13 protein-coding genes and 2 tRNA genes are annotated in these 17,420 nt (G+C 42.9%); 11 read left to right on the plus strand and 4 right to left on the minus strand.

Going from position 1 to position 17,420, the window contains the following annotated elements; genetic code table 11:
* Nucleotides 1-123: 123 nt before the first annotated feature.
* Nucleotides 124-444, minus strand: a complete 321-nt coding sequence (locus PLL47_RS01450) for a hypothetical protein (RefSeq protein ID WP_324444008.1) — start codon at nucleotides 442-444, stop codon at nucleotides 124-126.
* A gap of 510 nt (nucleotides 445-954) precedes the next feature.
* On the opposite strand from PLL47_RS01450, the gene PLL47_RS01455 reads away from it, so the two are divergent.
* From PLL47_RS01455 to PLL47_RS01490, 8 genes are all read left to right on the plus strand, one after another.
* On the plus strand, nucleotides 955-2,091 hold the full coding sequence (locus tag PLL47_RS01455; RefSeq protein ID WP_324444010.1) for a DUF373 family protein: 1,137 nt from the start codon (nucleotides 955-957) through the stop codon (nucleotides 2,089-2,091).
* A gap of 64 nt (nucleotides 2,092-2,155) precedes the next feature.
* Nucleotides 2,156-2,932 carry an S-methyl-5'-thioadenosine phosphorylase gene (mtnP, locus tag PLL47_RS01460; protein ID WP_324444012.1) on the plus strand — a complete coding sequence of 259 codons (777 nt, stop codon included), beginning with the start codon at nucleotides 2,156-2,158 and terminating at the stop codon, nucleotides 2,930-2,932.
* A 308-nt stretch (nucleotides 2,933-3,240) separates the two neighbouring features.
* The gene (locus tag PLL47_RS01465) at nucleotides 3,241-5,721 is read left to right on the plus strand and encodes a DUF5814 domain-containing protein (RefSeq protein WP_324444015.1); all 2,481 of its coding nucleotides are present in this window, start codon (nucleotides 3,241-3,243) and stop codon (nucleotides 5,719-5,721) included.
* 171 nt (nucleotides 5,722-5,892) lie between these two features.
* Nucleotides 5,893-6,294 carry a DUF3467 domain-containing protein gene (locus PLL47_RS01470; RefSeq protein ID WP_324444017.1) on the plus strand — a complete coding sequence of 134 codons (402 nt, stop codon included), beginning with the start codon at nucleotides 5,893-5,895 and terminating at the stop codon, nucleotides 6,292-6,294.
* Nucleotides 6,295-6,789: 495 nt separating this feature from the next.
* Nucleotides 6,790-7,014 (plus strand): LSM domain-containing protein, encoded by a 225-nt coding sequence (locus PLL47_RS01475; RefSeq protein WP_011034307.1) that lies wholly within the window; start codon nucleotides 6,790-6,792, stop codon nucleotides 7,012-7,014.
* A 39-nt stretch (nucleotides 7,015-7,053) separates the two neighbouring features.
* Complete coding sequence (locus PLL47_RS01480) at nucleotides 7,054-7,458, plus strand: helix-turn-helix transcriptional regulator (protein ID WP_324444039.1); 405 nt, start codon at nucleotides 7,054-7,056, stop codon at nucleotides 7,456-7,458.
* Between the two features lie 203 nt (nucleotides 7,459-7,661).
* A tRNA-Glu gene (locus PLL47_RS01485) sits at nucleotides 7,662-7,739 on the plus strand.
* A 375-nt stretch (nucleotides 7,740-8,114) separates the two neighbouring features.
* Nucleotides 8,115-8,192: transfer RNA gene (locus tag PLL47_RS01490), tRNA-Glu, on the plus strand.
* Between the two features lie 173 nt (nucleotides 8,193-8,365).
* Here PLL47_RS01490 and PLL47_RS01495 read toward each other — a convergent pair.
* Nucleotides 8,366-9,277, minus strand: a complete 912-nt coding sequence (locus PLL47_RS01495) for a hypothetical protein (RefSeq protein WP_324444041.1) — start codon at nucleotides 9,275-9,277, stop codon at nucleotides 8,366-8,368.
* A gap of 301 nt (nucleotides 9,278-9,578) precedes the next feature.
* On the opposite strand from PLL47_RS01495, the gene PLL47_RS01500 reads away from it, so the two are divergent.
* From PLL47_RS01500 to PLL47_RS01510, 3 genes are read left to right on the plus strand one after another with little or no spacing between them, the layout of a single operon-like run.
* On the plus strand, nucleotides 9,579-10,103 hold the full coding sequence (locus PLL47_RS01500; protein WP_324444043.1) for a tryptophan transporter: 525 nt from the start codon (nucleotides 9,579-9,581) through the stop codon (nucleotides 10,101-10,103).
* Between the two features lie 3 nt (nucleotides 10,104-10,106).
* Nucleotides 10,107-11,597 (plus strand): ABC transporter ATP-binding protein, encoded by a 1,491-nt coding sequence (locus PLL47_RS01505; protein WP_324444045.1) that lies wholly within the window; start codon nucleotides 10,107-10,109, stop codon nucleotides 11,595-11,597.
* Complete coding sequence (locus PLL47_RS01510; protein WP_324444047.1) at nucleotides 11,594-12,379, plus strand: energy-coupling factor transporter transmembrane component T family protein; 786 nt, start codon at nucleotides 11,594-11,596, stop codon at nucleotides 12,377-12,379. The genes PLL47_RS01505 and PLL47_RS01510 overlap by 4 nt, the downstream gene beginning before the upstream one ends.
* A 59-nt stretch (nucleotides 12,380-12,438) precedes the next feature.
* On the opposite strand, the gene PLL47_RS01515 is transcribed toward PLL47_RS01510, so the two are convergent.
* Both PLL47_RS01515 and PLL47_RS01520 read right to left on the minus strand, forming a co-directional pair.
* Nucleotides 12,439-14,298, minus strand: coding sequence for a PGF-pre-PGF domain-containing protein (locus PLL47_RS01515; RefSeq protein WP_324444049.1), 1,860 nt, complete (start codon nucleotides 14,296-14,298; stop codon nucleotides 12,439-12,441).
* Nucleotides 14,299-15,704: 1,406 nt separating this feature from the next.
* Nucleotides 15,705-17,357, minus strand: coding sequence for an AMP-binding protein (locus tag PLL47_RS01520; protein ID WP_324444052.1), 1,653 nt, complete (start codon nucleotides 17,355-17,357; stop codon nucleotides 15,705-15,707).
* Between the last annotated feature and the right edge of the window lie 63 nt (nucleotides 17,358-17,420).

Consider the following 17,420-nt stretch of genomic DNA (forward strand, 5'->3'; position numbering starts at 1 on the left):
AGATAAGATTTAGATAAGATTTAGATAAGATTTAGATAAGATTTAGATAAGATTTAGATAAGATACAGAGAGAAGGCTTCGCCTCCTCATCCGTTATTTTGTTTGTTTTTTCCTTAAAAAGCCTTAGATTTTATCCATCAGTTTTTTAATGTCTGCCTTGATTTCCGAAGCAAGCTTTTTTGCATTGTCTCCTGTTGCATCAACCAGTTTTTCGACCCTGCCCGTGATGCTTTTTACCTCGTCCTTTACATCTATTGATTTTATTTCCCCGGCAAGCGACTTTATTTCCTCGTTAATCTTTTTTGCAAGTTTTGAGGCTTCGTCTCCTGTCTTTTTCGCAAGGCTGTCAACATCACTCCCAAGATTTCTAATTTTTTCCTGAATGCCGAAACCTTTTTTACCTGTTTCTGTTTCTTTTGTTACAGTCTCAACTGCTTTTGCCATATAAATCCCCCTGTATATTTGATAAGACCATAGATTTCTCCCATAGAAATCTGTCTTTTAATGCTTATTTAATTTCTATCCTTATTATAAATACCCATTGAAGTTTCAATTCCTGTTACAAGATCTCTTTTTTGAAGTTTTAATCGATTTTATATGAGCATGCTTATGAAATTATAACTGGAAATTCTCAAGCGAGCTCAATCTTCACACCCAAAACAATTTTATACATATATGGTTAACATTTATGACTGATTTTGCATTTTCAGCGTGTTTCAAACCAGCACTGTAAAACCAGTCGTGGAGAAAACTAATTTAGAGATAAATCTCATTACGGTACAGGCTTATAATGTATAAATTAAAATAGTATGCTTGTAAAGAGTAAGGCAGCTTAACTAATTAATAGAGTTTTTCAAGAACTCCGGCAAGGAAATGTAAAAACAGAATTGTATCATCTCCAGCAGAAATTAGCTCCCCGGGACAGGATACTTTCATAAAAATGATTGAGGAGACATGCAGACCTTAGTTATATGCATAGACAGGGATAATGATCTCGGCGAAAAAGCAAAAATGGGAACTCCTATTGTAGGGAGGGAGGCAAATGTCCAGGCAGCAGTTGCACTGGGTATTGCCGACCCTGAAGATTCAGACACAAATACTATCTTCGGAGGAATCCGGATCCTTGACGAGCTTCGGGCGAAGGGAGTTGACGCGGAGATAGTCTCTTTTGCCGGGGACAAGAATGTTGGAGTAATTTCTGACCAGAAGATTGCTGAACAGCTCGAACTCTATCTCCGGATGAACGACGTGCAGCGTGCAGTCTTTGTCTCGGATGGGGCAGAGGACGAAACTCTTGTTCCCATAGTGCAGTCCAGAATGAAAATCGATTCCGTAAAAAGAATTGTGGTTATGCAGAGCGAAAACCTGGAAAGCACATACTACATCCTGAAACACGCTTTCAGCGACCCCAAAATCTCTCAGACTTTTTTCGTTCCTCTTGGCCTTGCTTTTCTCATCTACGCCATTTTCCTGCTTGCCCGCTATCCCGAAGGGGCTGTTGTTGGAATTCTTGCGGCTGTAGGACTTTACATGCTTTACAGGGGCTTCGGGCTTGATGATATTGTTGCCCTTGAAAAAGAAAAGCTCTGGGATGCTTTCCTTGAGCAGAGAATGGTTTTCATCAGCTACACTGCTGCACTGCTTGTAAGTCTTGTAGCCACGGTATACGGAGCTATGGAAGTATGGAAGCTCTATTCTGCGGAAGGGGTCTGGTACCACGGTACCCTTACTCTTATCTCCGTTTTCGTCAATGTTTCTGTCTGGTGGTATGCAGCAGCTCTGCTGCTTGCGGACATGGGAAAGATTTTCGATTTAAAAACGGATGGCAGACCCATATACAGAAATATTTCAATATCCCTCTTTGTGATCGCAACCGGTCTACTCTTCTGGGGAGCAAGCACATACATCCTGGCAGCAGCTTCCTTATCTGAGGGGGTATTAAGCGATCCAACTCTTGCACTGCAGTACTTCGTATATTCGATTGCGATTGCAATCCTGATCGCCCTTGCAGGGATAAAGTATTCCCTCTCAAACCAGAATCCAGAAAACGAAAAGAGATTGAGGGGCAGAAGAAACAAAAAAAGCGCATAAAAGTCGAATCCAATCATTTGGAATAATAGGTTTTGATTATTAACGCGGAAAAGGAGATTCAAAAATGGAGAAGGCAGATGAGATTGCAGAAATTGCGGTGCTTGGGGGCGTGGGTTTCAGCTCTTACAGGGACTGTGAAAGTCTTTCGGTAAAGACTCCCTATGGGGGTGTTACTGCGTATATTACCAGTATAAAAGGAAGAAACACTGCAATAATTCCCAGGCATGCTGAAGAAATCCATATTCCACCGCATAGGGTCAACTACAGGGCAAATATCTGGGCAGTACATTCCCTTGGAGTAAAACGTGTAATATCCACAAACTCAGTGGGATCAATGCGGGGTCATCCGGTTGGCAGTTTTGTCGTTCTTGACGATTTTATAGATTTCACCCGCAGCAGACGTTCAACTTTTTACGACGATAAAACCATACATGTTGATGTCGCTGAACCTTACTGCCCTGAAATAAAGGCAGCCCTCAGGTTTGGACTGGGAAAACAGGGTCTTTCTTATACTGAAGGGGTTTATGCCTGCACGGAAGGCCCTCGTTTTGAGACCAGAGCTGAAATCCGCATGATGAGCCAGTTTGCAGATGTTGTCGGTATGACTGGAGTCCCGGAAGTAGTCCTTGCAAAAGAACTCGGCCTCTGTTACGCTTCCCTTGCCATCGTCACAAACCAGGCATGCGGGATGACCACACAGAAATTAACCGCAGATGAAGTTACGGAAGTTGTCGGAAAATCCCAGGACTCGATATTCGAAATCCTCTCGGATGCGATTGAAAAGATTCCAGAGACTCGGAACTGCACGTGCAGATTTGCAAGGGAAGGGGCCTGCCTTTAATATATTTGAAAACTTTCTCACTCTGCTTACTGCCTGGCTGGATTATTTAGTTGCATCTCTTTATCCAGTTAAACCTTCTTTTCAACCTGACATTAAAGGGAAATTCAGGTGGAATGTTCTGAAAAGCATTTTTTGGAAGAATTACTGAAAACCGTTGCATATTTCCTCATTAAATATTCACAGCTCTAATTTTTCAGGTGCTGTTACACAGCTGGGCGCGAATATGCAGGCGTCATGTCGGCAGAGAAACATTATTTTTGAATTTCGAAAGGAAGCTTACTTATACCATTCACATATCAGGATAAACAATGACACTGTGGGTCCTCGGTTACGCCGAAAAATCAAAAGTTATAGTAATGACAATAAAAGACCGGATGAAGCAGCCGCTTTCCGTGGCCGAGCTCCATATAAAAGAGATTTATAAAGGTCCGCGCCCTCACAAAATCAGGCTTCTTACCGGCAAAAAGAATGAGGAATTCATTCCTCCCCAGCAGTTCATAGAGCTTTTGCGAAGTGCAAACAGGATCATGCTGGCAGAAGGAGGCGACCCTGCAAATGAAGAGGCCTTCCTTGAAATGCTTAAAGGATTTCAGCTAAGTGCAGATAGAGTAAAGATATGCAACCACTGCCGGATCAATAAGCGTTTCAATTTTGTAAACAGCAAGTCAATCAAGTATCATGATGAACTTATCTGTGAAGATTGTGCAAAAGAAGAACTGCTCCGCGCAGTCCGTTCTGCAGGCACACAGTACGGAGAAAAATCCGTGGATTTTCTTGAGCAGGTTCTCCATAAAACAAGAGACCTTGACAGGACTATCCGTATGCTGAGCCCTGAAAGGCTTGACCCTGAATTTACACGTTATGATACTATCAGGACAACCCCCTCCGAAGCCAAGGTGAGGGTAAAAAATCTTCCACTTGCGAAAAAGTTTAAAGAAATGCTTCTCGAGAAATCCGAAACCCTGCTTCCGGTGCAGGCACTTTCTGTAGAAGCCGGGCTTCTGGAAGGGAAAAACCAGTTTGTGGTTTCTGCAACTGCAACCGGAAAAACTCTAATCGGGGAAATGGCAGGCATTCAGAACCTGCTGGATAAAAAAGGGAAAATGCTTTACCTGGTTCCTCTTGTAGCTCTCGCAAACCAGAAGTACGACCAGTTCACGGAACGGTATTCAAAGCTCGGACTTACAACTTCCATCAAAATCGGCGCAATTCTCATAAAAACCTCTCAGCGAGTGAAAATGCATACAAGCCCGAATGCCGATATTATTGTGGGAACATATGAAGGCGTAGACCATATGCTGCGCTCAGGAAATGCTGATTTTCTCGGCAAAATAGGGACTGTTGTTATAGATGAGGTCCACACGCTTGAAGACCAGGAAAGGGGGCACAGGCTCGACGGGCTTATAGGAAGGCTTCGTTATGTGGCTCCTGAAGCCCAGTTTATATATCTCTCGGCAACCGTTGCAAACCCTGAAGGATATGCAAAAAAACTAGGAGCCAGGCTTGTCCGCTATGAGCACAGGCCTGTACCCATAGATCGGCATCTCCTTTTCTGCCAGGAAAGCGAAAAGGCAAAACTGATTTCCCAGCTTGCAAAAGAAGAATATTCGATGTTCTCTTCAAAGAATCACAGAGGGCAGACTATAGTCTTTACAAATTCAAGGCGAAACTGCCATAAACTAGCAGGAGCCCTTTCAATCCGGGCATCTCCTTACCATGCAGGGCTTTCGCAGTATGAACGGAAAAAGGTGGAAACACTTTTTGCAAAAGGGGAACTTCCGGTAATCGTGACCACTGCCGCCCTTGCGGCTGGTGTGGATTTTCCGGCTTCTCAGGTTATTTTCGAATCCCTTGCAATGGGCATAGACTGGATTTCTGTCCAGGATTTCCTGCAGATGAGCGGAAGGGCAGGAAGACCTGATTATCATGACAGGGGCGTTGTCGTGCTCATGCCGGTGCCGGGGAAATCCTATTCAAGTGCACAGTCCGATACTGAAGAGGAAGTCGCAATCAAGTTACTGCAGGGTGAGATGCTCTCTGCAGGAGTCGAATATGGGGAAGCTGAACAGCTTGAAGAGGTTCTCGCCTCAGTTGCAGTTACCTCTTCGTTCCAGGATTTGAGGAACATACATTCCCTTATGTTTGGAAGCTTTGATATGGATAGGCTGGTTTCCCGCCTTCAGAGCTACAGGTTCCTTGAGAAAAAGGGCAATAAAGTGACACTTACCAGGTTTGGGAAAATAATTTCAGCCCATTTTCTTCCGGTTTCCAAAGCTTTTCTTATTCGGGATGCTGTAATTGAAGAAAACAGCCCGATTAAAATTGTAACCAATCTGGAGTTTTTCGATGCGGCATATTTCAAATACGCAAACCAGATCGGCAGCTCTCTTCATGTGAATATGCCTGCCAGAGTCTTTCAGGGAGCAGCCCTTGATATAGTCTTTGACGGAGAATCCCTGTCTCACCTTGATATAAAAATAAGGGAGCTCATGCTGAACTTTGCCTCGGACTTTTTAACATGCGGATGCAGGGATTCTCCTTATTGCGGGTGCGCAGAGCAGAAGTTTTCAGAGAAGATAATCCGGCTGCGTATGGAAGGACTGGACCCTTCCCAGATTATTAAGACCCTTGAAGATAAGTACGGCATCTCAGCGTATCAGGGAGATGTTTTTGGGTATCTGGACAATGCAGTGCGCAACCTTGACGCTGTCGAGCTGATTGCAAGGGTCCATTCGAAAAAGGATGTTGCAGAAAATGCAAAGAAGCTTAAAAAGAAAGTGCAGGGATGAAATATTTTTTAACAGATTTTGCAGACCAGTGATTTATATGTGATGAAGTAAATATTCCTGTTTGTACCGTGAAAAATAGCTTGTAAAGAATAACCTTCCAGCATAATACAGGAATTAATCAGAGCCCGAAAACCGGAGTTCTCACAAGAGTAAAGCACACAGGTGATTTTTATGACCGAAGATGTTGAATCCAGGGAAAATGAAGAAAATGTTGCTTCTAAAAAAGTCAAAAAGAGTATCACAATCGAGTTTATAAAACCTGAAGATTTCCGGCAGATATACGCAATAGGAGCTGCAGGAGGGCACAGCCCTTATGATTTCAGGATAGGTTTTTACAACGACACACCAAAAATGTTCGGGGATTCTTCAGAGTCCAGGGTTATAGAAAGGCGCGTTGAGGCTGAAGTCATACTCTCTCCTGTTGCAGCTCTTGAACTGAACCGCTGGCTGACCCAGCATATAAATGAGTATGAATCCGTTTTCGGGCCTATTGCAAGAGCGATCCCGAGAGTCTCCAAAAAAGAGCCCGTAAAATCTGTTGATGAAAGCACCAATATTCAGGGTTATATCTGATATCCAGGGTTGTATCTGATTTCAAATTCCTGTTGAGATACTCATGTTAATGCTGTAGAAAATCCTGAAGGAAAGTATGAGTTTATGAGTGTTAAGTTTGAATGGGGTCTTAAAGGACTGACTCTAAATAGGGCTTCAGTCTTTTCCTATTTTAACTTACTTTCTTTCCGGTACAGGTTTGATTATGTTTTAACCTGTTTTATTAGATTTAAGATTTGAGAGGCTTATAATGCTCTCCTGATACTTCCGGACATCGATGGTTATATATCTCTGAAAAGGATATGTAATTTCAGTTTTCTTAAGAGCCGGTGGAGTGATAGTTCGGAATGTTTTTTCAGCTGCTGATAGGAAGCAGCTGATAAAGGCAGCAGGCTTATTGTAAATGCGTATAGATTGCCCTGACACAATTTGCCCTGTCCGGCTTAGGAATAAGAGAAGCAGAACCCGGGAGTGCGGGAAACCGAAAATACAGAACAAATCAGCGAGGGTTTAAATTTGTTCCCAAATAAAAAAGTTCAGAAAATCGTTGGATCAAGGATCCAGGTAGAAATGAAAGGCGACCTTAATTTGCTTGAAGGCACTCTGAAGAGTGTGGACGACTACATGAATCTTCATCTTGTTGACACGATGGAGATTGTAAAAGGGGAAAAAGTCCGCTCCCTTGGTTCTGTAGTGCTTCGGGGCAATAACATCATACTGATCACTCCTGTCGAAGACTGAAACGTCTGAAGAAGGAACCTTGTTAGTGTGGAAACAGGCATGGATCTTGAAGAAGAAGCATACAATATAATAAGAAGACATAAAGACGGCGTCTTCCAGAACGTTATCTGGAAAGAGCTGGATATCGACAGCAGGAAGTGCTCCAGAATCATTAAAAAGCTTCTGGACAAAGACCTTATTATCCGTGAAGTGGGAGTCTCAAACGGAGCAAGGACGTACCTCCTGAAAGCAAAAGAGGAGGTTAAAGAAAAATACGACCTTCTGCTATCCAGGGATATGTTTTCAGCCTGCACCGGCTGTACCGGTGACTGTGAGCCCGAGTACTGTGGAAGGCTCAGTGAATGGATCGGAAACCTTATGGTGGAAGAAGCTGAGAACTCCGGAGAAGCCGAAGAAAATATGGATATCGAAGCTGAAGATGAGGAATTCAAAGAAGATATTTGAAATAGAAATTAACATAACCACAAAATTTGATGATGTGTGAACTTCAATTATCTATAAAAGGCCTGAAAGGTCTAAAAAGATCTGGACAGATCTTAATAATACGTCCTCAGAATCTCTTTGCACTCGATAACTATTTATACGAGAAACCCTTATTGAAGAACCCCCTTCAATAAGGGAAAAAATTCCTTAAAAACACCCAAAATGCTCCGGTAGTGTAGTCCGGCCAATCATTCCGGCCTTTCGAGCCGAAGACTCGGGTTCGAATCCCGGCCGGAGCACCATATTTTTTCAGTCTTCTTGATTTTTATAATATCGTTTTTATATCACATTCTCTGAAAGCGTTTCATTTTACTTTATTTTACTTTATTTTGCTTCATTTTGCTTCATTTGATCGTTATTTTTGTCTTTGTTAGCTATTTTCGGTTTGTTACTCCTGATGTTACCGCGCTTTTGAAGGTTTCTGAACCATGTACGGGGTTTTTAACTAAATATTTTTCAGTCAGTTCCCCCCTACATTGCATGTATCTGAATAAACTCTATGAAAAATCAGACATGTGAGCTTCTTTTGGCCGGTAAACTGTACCAGAAGATAGCAGAGAAGGGACAGATTTATATATTACAAGGTATATTGTTGGTCTCGCTGTGAGATGCAACGTGCTCCGGTAGTGTAGTCCGGCCAATCATTCCGGCCTTTCGAGCCGAAGACTCGGGTTCGAATCCCGGCCGGAGCACCAGATTCAATTCTCTTTTCTAATATGTTTTTGTGCAATGTGAAAAACAGGTTTTTGAACATTCATTTGCAACAATTCTTTATAATTATTTTTATTTGAGATCCTTCTTTCCAGAATTTTTACACTTCTCTTTTCCTTTCATCTTTTACATATCTAATATGTAGATCTTTTACCTGTCAGCTTCTTCTAAGGATGCGCTTATGGAATTCTTTTATTTCCTGAATTTTTTCCAGGTTCTGTTCTTCATCAAGGATTCCTGCTGTACTCAGAAGTTCCAGTTCCAGTTTTCCTTCAGCTCCGGAACTTTCCATCTTATATTCCAGTGCAAGTATCCTGAGAGTCTCCAGAGACCAGACGGTCTGGACAAGTGCATTTTGAGAGCCTATCAAAGAGAGTTCCCCTCCCAATTTCCCAAGTGCTTTAATGACAGATTTTACATGAGTTTCATCTCTCTTCCTTGCAGCAACAGTACCCAGTTCCTCAAGGAGGATTGCAGCCCCGACCGCTCCGCTCTCTATTTCCTGTTCAGCTGAAGAAGACCCTATATCTCCGAGGAAAGTTAAGGCTATATTCCAGGTTTCTGAGAGGTTTTCTTCCATCGCCTTCATGGACAGCTGCATGAGATACACCTCTGAAAGACCCGTCAGAACTTCCATTTTTTTCCTTGAAGAAACCTTCCCGACACTTCCCAGAGATTCTGCTGCACTTTTTGCCGCAGCATCCATGTTATTTCCTCCTAACTCCAGTGCAAGGTTTCCGAGAACAGACAGCGCTTTTAATGCAAGTGATTCCCTTTTCTGGTGCACAGCCTCAACAGCGACTTCCCCAAGAGCGTGAACAGAAGCTATTGATGCTGCCTCCATTCTTTTATCCGCAGTCTCCCTGCCTATGTCTCCCATAGCAATTATGAGAGCTTTTGCATCAAGCTCGTGTTCTGCAGTGATGTCCATATGTACCAGATGGACTGCAAAATCCCTGAGGCATTTAAGAGCCTCTATTACTCTTTCAGAATCTCCCTCATAGGCACTTCTTAACCCCTCTTCAATCATCCTGACTTCAGCCAGTTCACGTTCTTCTACAGGAGACATGTAACACCCCGGAAAATAATCATTGTTAATCTTATGTCCTGTCTAATGATCAGTTTTCCTATCAGGATTTTTCCATCTTGAAAAAAGCACAAAAACAGGCTATAAAGCGTAAAGTACATATACTAATGTACATTATTATGCTCTACTGTACTATAGTGGATAATGATCTATTACATCTAACATTTCGTCTGAGCAATTTAATCGATTGCAGTATTTAACTGATTTATGATATTCAACTGATCTGTGATACTTATGAATTCGGAGAAGTTCTCCTGATATCAAAAATAGGTAGATGGTTTTAATGAAATCTCAGGATATTGCTGTTGTTGGAATTTTACTCGCAGTCGGTGCGATAGTTCGATATTTATCCCTTGTAATCCCGGGACCAATTGTCTCAAATCTCGTAATAGCTTTTTACTGCCTTGCCATAATCCTTGTTATACCAGCATTCACCGAAGTAATAGGTATAGGAGTTGTAGCGGGAATAGTCTGTGCCCTCTTAAGTCATTCTATTTTTCCACCTGCAAACCTTATCAGTGAGCCGATTGGTGCAGTAACCTGTCTGGTCATATACAAAACTCTCATGGGAAGGCTTTCAATCGCCCCAGCTATTTCAACCCTTCTCGGAACCCTTGCCAGCGGGATAAGTTTCGTAGCTGTTGCAATGATAATGGTCGCTCCTGCAATCCTGACCAAATATGACACTATGGGAGCGTTTGTAGTAGCCATTATTCCTATTGTTGGGCTGACCGCAATTGCAAACTCAATCATTGCCCAGATCCTCTATGTCCCTGCTTCAAAGGTACTTGCCCGGGGGAAAGCATAAATCATGATTGAACTCAGGAACTTCTCGTATACCTATGGGACGGCAGATACCCCGGCCTTAAAAAATATAAATCTGGAAGTCCAAAAAGGTGAACTGCTCCTTGTTACAGGGCACAGTGCAGCCGGAAAAACCACTCTTGCTCTTGCAATGGCAGGCATCCTTCACCATGAGCTGGGAGGCAAAATTGAAGGAAGCATCAGCTTCAAAAACAGGGATATAAAGAGCTTTGACGGCATGAAAGAATTAAGCCGGCATACAGGGATGGTTTTTGATGATGCTGAATCCCAGCTGATCTTTACAACCGTTGAAGAGGAGATCCTTTCAGGGCTCGAAAACCGCGGGCATCCGGAAAATGAGATTCAGCGCAGGTTAAATGAGGTAATGGAACTCTGTGAAATCAGCCACCTTAAGCACAGGGCTCCTCACACGCTGTCCGGAGGGCAGAAGCAGAAAGTCGCCCTTGCTGCAACCCTTGCCCTGGATACGGAAGTCCTGATCCTTGACGAAGCTACTGCCGAACTGGACACACAGGCTGTAAGAAAGGTATTTTCTGTCCTGAAGAGGCTCAAAGAAGCCGGAAAGACGATCATAATAGTGGATCACAATGTAGAGGATTTCCTTGAAATAGGGGACAGGGTTGTTCTCCTTGAAAAAGGGGAAATAAAAGCCTTAAAAAGCCCTTCGGATTTTGCAGCCTTTATTGAAGATTCTGATCTTTCCTCTAACGGCAGAGAGTATTCCCGTCCTCAAAAAGAAGGGCAGCCTGTTATTTCCGTAAAAAAGCTAACTCAGCGCTACGGAGATTTCACTGCTCTTGATAACCTTGACCTTGAGATCTACTCAGGAGAGCTCGTTGCGATTCTTGGAGAAAACGGCTCGGGCAAGACCACACTTGTCAAACACTTCAACGGCCTCCTGCGTCCTTATTCCGGTAACGTGGCCGTTAAAGGGCTCGATACTTCCCGAGTTCCCATTAATGAGCTTGTAAAGCATACTGGTCTGGTCTTCCAGAATCCTGATAACATGCTTTTTGAAGACACTGTTGAAGCCGAGATATCTTTCGGGCTAACCAATACAGGAATAAGCGGCTCTCAGGCGGCTGAAGCAATTGCTCGCTCCCTTGAACTGGTGAACCTGAAGGGCAAAGAGAAGGTATTCCCACGCCACCTGAGCCGCGGAGAGAGGCAGAGACTTGCTGTTGCCTGCGTAATTGCAATGCAGCCCGAACTGATCGTGCTTGACGAGCCTACAACAGGCCTGGATGCAGAAGAGTCTGACAGGATGATGAAGCTTATGAAAAGGCTCCAGCAGGAAGGGCACACCATAGTAATGGTAACTCACAACATGCAGATAGTAAAAAACCATGCTGAAAGAGTCATTCGTATGGTTTCCGGGAAAATTGTGGAAGATTCGGCAAATGAGATTCCCGGCTCTTTAAATAAAGAAATCGAACGCTCTGAAGGAAAATGTGCCGAAGGTGGAGTAGCAGTATGAAAGAAATTATGCAATACATTAACAGGGACAGCTTTTTACACAGAATGAATCCGCTTTCGAAAATTGCTGCCGTTACAGGGATAATACTCCTGAGTGTCTTTACCACGGACTCTGCAGTCCTTGGTCTTCTTGTCCTTGGGATTTTTCTGGCTTCCCTGAAAGCCGGGCTCCATCAGGAACTTTTGAGGCAGCTCAAACTCCTTGTGTTTTTAAGTCTGACTCTTATTCTGCTCACGATATTCACTCTTAAAAGCGGCGAAACTATAGGATACCTGATTCCAGCCGGCACTCTTACTGCCGCAGGTCTGGTCCCGATCACAACCGGAGCCCTTGACTTCGGGACTGTACTTTCCATGCGTTTCTTTGCAATGCTCTTTTCTTTCCAGCTCCTTGTGGTTACAACAAAGCCGAGCGACCTCATGAAAGCTCTCCTGGAGATACACATTCCTGTGGATTATGTGCTCATGTTCGTAATTGCTCTCCGCTTTATCCCGAGCCTGCAGGTAGAAGGCCAGCGCATTCACGAAGCCCAGCTTGCCCGAGGATACAACCCTGGTAAGGGAATACGCGGAAAGATAAGAAGCGTAAAGCCGATCCTCGTGCCCCTTGTAGCAAATTCCCTTGGAAGGACTCAGGTGCTTGGCCTGACAATGGACATGAGGGGTTACAGAAGCCGTCAGAGTGCAGAAAAGCACAGGCTTTCCTGGAACAGGACAGATGTGGCAGCAGTCGGATTTGTGGCTCTTATGGGAATCGGAGTGCTGATTACTGGAATTATGTAACTCCTGAAAAGGACAGAAGAAAAGAAATGAAAAGAGAAGAAAACAGAAATGAAAGTTTTTCAGTTCTGCTTTCTTAATATCAGAGATCCCAGAAAACCTGTTACTGAAAGCAGTGCTATCACTGCCAGTGCTCTTATAACTCCTCTACCTGTTATTCGTTCTCCGGCCCCCCTGGCGGTTGAAGAGTTTTCCATATCAGAACTGCTTTCATTCACAGCCATTGTTGAAGTTTTCAGGGAATCTGAGTTTTGTTTACCATTCAATCCTCCAAATAACGCTTCCATTACATCCGAGCCACTAATTGAGGGCAATATCGAAGACTCTGAGGCATTTTCTACAGTTTCTTCGGGAAGGGCAGTTATGGCAAAGGATGAGAAACCCTGAGTTTGAGCTTCAAAATAAATATATTTGTCATCTTCACCTGACTGGCGAATGGAGAGTTCTTCCCATTCTCTGCTGGTGAACCTCCAGAGCCTTATCTGAGCCGAATCCACATCATTTGAATCAATCCAGTTCCTTTCAACTCTGAAACCCACAACAGCGTTTTCAATGTTTTCAGGGTTTGCAGTCCCTTTATTTCCAACCCATATATTCATATTTTCGTAAACCCTGCCTGAAGGAAGCTCGGGTACACGTGCGGATTTGTTCTTCAGCATCTCAACGATGGTTGTGGTTTTTCCTGCGGTGCGTTTGGAGTCAAACTCCACAAAATTTACGCAGGTTACGTTTTTCGGGAAGGTGAACTTAACATGTTTACCGTTGGTGATATACTGCTGTGAAAGCTCCTTTATTCTTATATTGCTTGCAGGCTCAGGAGAAACACCAGCTCCGCCTCCACTGCCGCCGGAAGAAGATTTGCGTCCGCTTCCGCCTGAAGTGGAAGTGTCTGAAGTGGTAGAAGATACAGAACTCTTTACACTAAGTGACTCTGTTTTTTCATTATTCCCTTCATCGGATTCAGATACCTGATTTTCCGTATCTACAACTGCCTTTATATCCAGATTTCCGGAGGCTGCTGGGACCCAGTTAAATGTGACTGAAGTGTTGGAACCAGCTTCAAGCCCCTGAAGGGAATAAGAGTACAGCTCTCTACCATTAATGTAGCATTTCGCCGTAAAGGCTCCAGAAGCTCCTGAACCCCTGTTTGCAAATGTAACCCTGAAGGTTATGCTGTCATTCTCATAAGGGCTTGCAGGATCCCATGAAATGCCCTCCATTACCAGATCTGGAGGTGTGGGTTTCCTGGAAATAGTTCCGCTTATAATCTGTTCAGCAAAACCCAGCCTCTCATGATCTGCAGAAACCCGGAGTATACAGAAAGTAGGAGATTTTCCTGTGCTGGTATTGACAGGAAGCCACTGGTTTGAGAATATTCCGTCACCTGCTACAGTATCCTTGTTCGTCCCGTCATCAAATAACTGGAGTTCGGGGTCTCCATTGCTGAAGTTAGCTATGATATATTTAAAGCCAGAACTCTGGACCGGCCTTCCTGAGCTATTCGTGATCCGGACATTCAGTAATTCAGGTGTTCCCTGGACTGCAGCAAAATTCAGTCCTGGAGAGAGTATCTCCAAATTGAGATAATCCGGGTTTCCTTCCACATTCCAGGCTGCTATTTGCCCTGCACCCTCTATGGAAGCAGTCACCTGGTATGAACCCAACTGAAAAACATGATTGAGAGTTGCAACATTGCCTTCACCAGTTGCCAGTGTTGTGGATTTGCCATTCTCGGTCCACGTAACACTTGTTGATTCGTTTAAAGGAATGGTGAACGCTTGAGTTTGACCTACCGTCCCTATAACAACAGTCGAATTCGAGGGGGAGATGTCTCCTATTACAGCAGGGGCTGCATTTGCAGTCCCGCAGAATAATAGCCCCAGCACCAGAATTTCTGTAAATATTTTTTGAAATATTCTCATAACCTACCCCCGAGAATATAATTGTTGAATTTAGAAGATTTCCCACAGTTATCTGAAATAATGTCTAAGAAAATTATATATTTAACAGAAATCTAGTTCCTTAGAATAAGTATGAAACAAAAGTCAGCTAACAGTTAGATTGTTAATAAGTCCCCTCAAATTTTAAGATCAGTATTTTATTTAATACATCACCCAGTGCAGGTATTAAAAATATATATTATTAAATAAATGGTCAATACAGAAGACTGTTTAAAGACAATCTGAAGAGTAAGCTTTTAAAATTGAACCTTAAAAGGTAACATTTAAAATACAAATAGTTTAAATGAGATGTCTCTGAATTTTTATTTTGTTAAGCTCTGGCTTTCTATTAAGCTCCGGCTTCTAATTATATACTCTATTTTCTAATTCTAATTATACTCGCTTCAATTATACACTCTATTTTCTAATTCTAATTATACTCATTATTTGCTGTAGATATTCCTGTTTCACAGAAGTACAGGTTTTGCAGCCCGTACTTTTTGGGATATGCAGTACAGTCCTATTTCTAGATGGATGCCAAACCAATTACAGTACAAATATCTTTATATAATAGTGAATAATTTCTATCATTGCAAGAGTATCAAAGAGCTTATATATCATAAAATCGTAAGGTAATTGCTCAAAAGATTTATCAGGTTCAACATCGGCATTCAGGGGAAATTCTATATCGGGGAAACTCTATAACTGAGATTCTTTAAATAGTTATCTTTAATAGCTTTCTCTGTTACTTGCTATCTATTCCAGATATTAAACTCATTATTTAAAAAGAGATTAAAAACGCGCATGATATTCTTCGAATAACATGCCCAAAGAATTAAAGATGGTCAAAGAATGAAAGTATTGGGAAGTACTTTCATGCCAAAGAGATCGAATTCTCAGAATTGGTGATTGATTGAGAGCCCAAAATGATCCCTGAGCTCTCAATCTAATGAAACCCCCTTTAAAGAATACTCCCACATATTCTTTACACAATTGTAAGAGAAATTATTCGTGTTTAATTTGTGTGATTGATTGAGAGCCCGTAATCCCTTGAGCTCTCAATCCGATGAAACCCCTATTGATGAATATTTCCCCAAATATTCTTATACAAACATGCTTAATTAGTTTCTCTTACAATTACTCCTTCTAATGCTGAAATTCTATATATAATAAATTCCGTTAAATATTCAATGTTTTATTAATTTTGTTTTCTCATTTAGATTTGGTTTAAGCATTATTTTATAACCGCTTGAAAATTATGTTTGATCTATAAATTATAGCTAACTTTTGCTTTTTTAAGCTGCTTGAAAATTTCAAGAAAAGAAAAAGGCTATCAATCCGAAAATTGATAGCTTGAATAATCACTGAAATTTTAATCTTTATTTGTTTCAACCGTCATTGGTTTCTTTATCCTTCAGCAGTTCTACAGCCAGTTCTCTGAGCTTGTATTTCTGGATCTTTCCGCTTGCTGTCAGAGGGAACTCATTTACCAGGAAGATATGTTTCGGAACCTTGTACCGGGCAATTTTGCTTATTGCATAGTCTCTAATGTCTTCTTCCGTAAGGTCCGCACCCTTTTTGAGAATAACAAATGCCCCTACGATTTCCCCGTATTTCTTATCAGGTATGCCGACAACCTGGGCGTCTCTGACTCCGGGCATAGCGATCAGGAATTCTTCAATTTCCCGCGGGTATATATTTTCCCCTCCCCGGATAATCATGTCTTTTATTCTGCCTGTTATCCTGTAGTATCCGTTTTCATCGCAGGTCCCAAGGTCTCCGCTATGCAGCCAGCCTTCTTCGTCAATCACTTTTTTCGTTTCTTCCGGCATATTGTAGTAGCCCTTCATAATATTGTACCCGCGGCAGCAGATCTCTCCTACAGTATTCGGAGGTACTGGCTCGTTGGTAGCCGGGTCAACCACTCTGACTTCAACGCCAGGGAAGCACTTGCCCACAGTCTCTACCCTGAGTTCTACCGGGTCATCCACAGTGGTCTGGGTCATCCCAGGAGAAGCTTCCGTAAGCCCGTAGACGCTGGTAATCTGATAGCAGTGCATGTCTTTTACGACCTTTTTCATGGCTTCCACAGGGCAGGTGGAACCGGCCATGATCCCTGTCCTCAAAGAAGAGAGGTCGAACATATCAAACATGGGATGGGTGTACTCGGCAATGAACATCGTAGGCACGCCGTAAAGGGCAGTGCACTTCTCTTTCTGGACCGCAGCAAGAACCAGAAGAGGGTCAAAAACCTCAAGCATAACAAGAGTTGCCCTGTGGGTCAGGACAGCCATAACCCCGAGCACTATCCCAAAGCAGTGGAAAAGGGGCACAGGCAGACAGAGCCGGTCTTTATGGGTGAATTTCTGGCGGTCTCCAATGGACAATCCATTATTCAGGATATTTTTACTGGTCAGCATAACCCCCTTGGGAAAACCGGTGGTTCCTGAGGTGTACTGCATATTGACCACATCATCTCCGGTAACGCCTGCCAGAATCTCATTAAGCTCGTCATCAGGGTAGTGGCTGCCAAGGAGCATCAGCTCTGCTGTATTGTACATCCCCCTGTGCTTTTCCTGCCCGACATAAATTACGCTTTTAAGGAAGGGGAAATTCTTGCTTTTCAGTCGCCCTCTCTCCGAGCTTTTCAGCTCCGGGACCAGCTCATTGATAATTTCAAGATAATCAACATCCCTGAAACTGTCGATAAGAGCCAGGGCTTTCATATCCGATTGTTTGAGCACATACTCTACTTCATGGCTCTTGTATGCAGTATTTACCGTAACCAGGACTGCCCCTATTTTTGAGGTGGCAAACATAAAAGTAAGCCAGTCAGGGACGTTTTTTGCCCAGATCCCTACATGGTCTCCCTTCTTTATCCCGATTGCGAGCAGCCCTTTTGCAAGGTTGTTAACTCTTTCATTGAACTGACCATATGTAAAGCGCAGGTTACGGTCTGGATAAACCATAAACTCGTGGTCAGGGTCTACAGCTACCTGTTTTTCAAAGTATTTTCCCAGAGAATCTTCGATAAGATCCATAGTTTCAGCCTCTCCTTCTGGACTGTACTCTCAGAAACCTCTGGCTTATGTTTGGGGTTTTTA

The sequence above is a fragment of the Methanosarcina sp. genome (assembly GCF_035390745.1).
In the GTDB taxonomy this organism is placed as follows: Archaea; Halobacteriota; Methanosarcinia; order Methanosarcinales; family Methanosarcinaceae; genus Methanosarcina.

Excerpts from the sequence above, each read along its gene's own strand:
- PLL47_RS01450 (WP_324444008.1), bottom strand. The coding sequence starts at position 444 with ATGGCAAAAGCAGTTGAGACTGTAACAAAAGAAACAGAAACAGGTAAA.
- PLL47_RS01455 (WP_324444010.1), top strand. The coding sequence starts at position 955 with ATGCAGACCTTAGTTATATGCATAGACAGGGATAATGATCTCGGCGAA.
- mtnP (WP_324444012.1), top strand. The coding sequence starts at position 2,156 with ATGGAGAAGGCAGATGAGATTGCAGAAATTGCGGTGCTTGGGGGCGTG.
- PLL47_RS01465 (WP_324444015.1), top strand. The coding sequence starts at position 3,241 with ATGACACTGTGGGTCCTCGGTTACGCCGAAAAATCAAAAGTTATAGTA.
- PLL47_RS01470 (WP_324444017.1), top strand. The coding sequence starts at position 5,893 with ATGACCGAAGATGTTGAATCCAGGGAAAATGAAGAAAATGTTGCTTCT.
- PLL47_RS01480 (WP_324444039.1), top strand. The coding sequence starts at position 7,054 with ATGGATCTTGAAGAAGAAGCATACAATATAATAAGAAGACATAAAGAC.
- PLL47_RS01495 (WP_324444041.1), bottom strand. The coding sequence starts at position 9,277 with ATGTCTCCTGTAGAAGAACGTGAACTGGCTGAAGTCAGGATGATTGAA.
- PLL47_RS01500 (WP_324444043.1), top strand. The coding sequence starts at position 9,579 with ATGAAATCTCAGGATATTGCTGTTGTTGGAATTTTACTCGCAGTCGGT.
- PLL47_RS01505 (WP_324444045.1), top strand. The coding sequence starts at position 10,107 with ATGATTGAACTCAGGAACTTCTCGTATACCTATGGGACGGCAGATACC.
- PLL47_RS01510 (WP_324444047.1), top strand. The coding sequence starts at position 11,594 with ATGAAAGAAATTATGCAATACATTAACAGGGACAGCTTTTTACACAGA.
- PLL47_RS01515 (WP_324444049.1), bottom strand. The coding sequence starts at position 14,298 with ATGAGAATATTTCAAAAAATATTTACAGAAATTCTGGTGCTGGGGCTA.
- PLL47_RS01520 (WP_324444052.1), bottom strand. The coding sequence starts at position 17,357 with ATGGATCTTATCGAAGATTCTCTGGGAAAATACTTTGAAAAACAGGTA.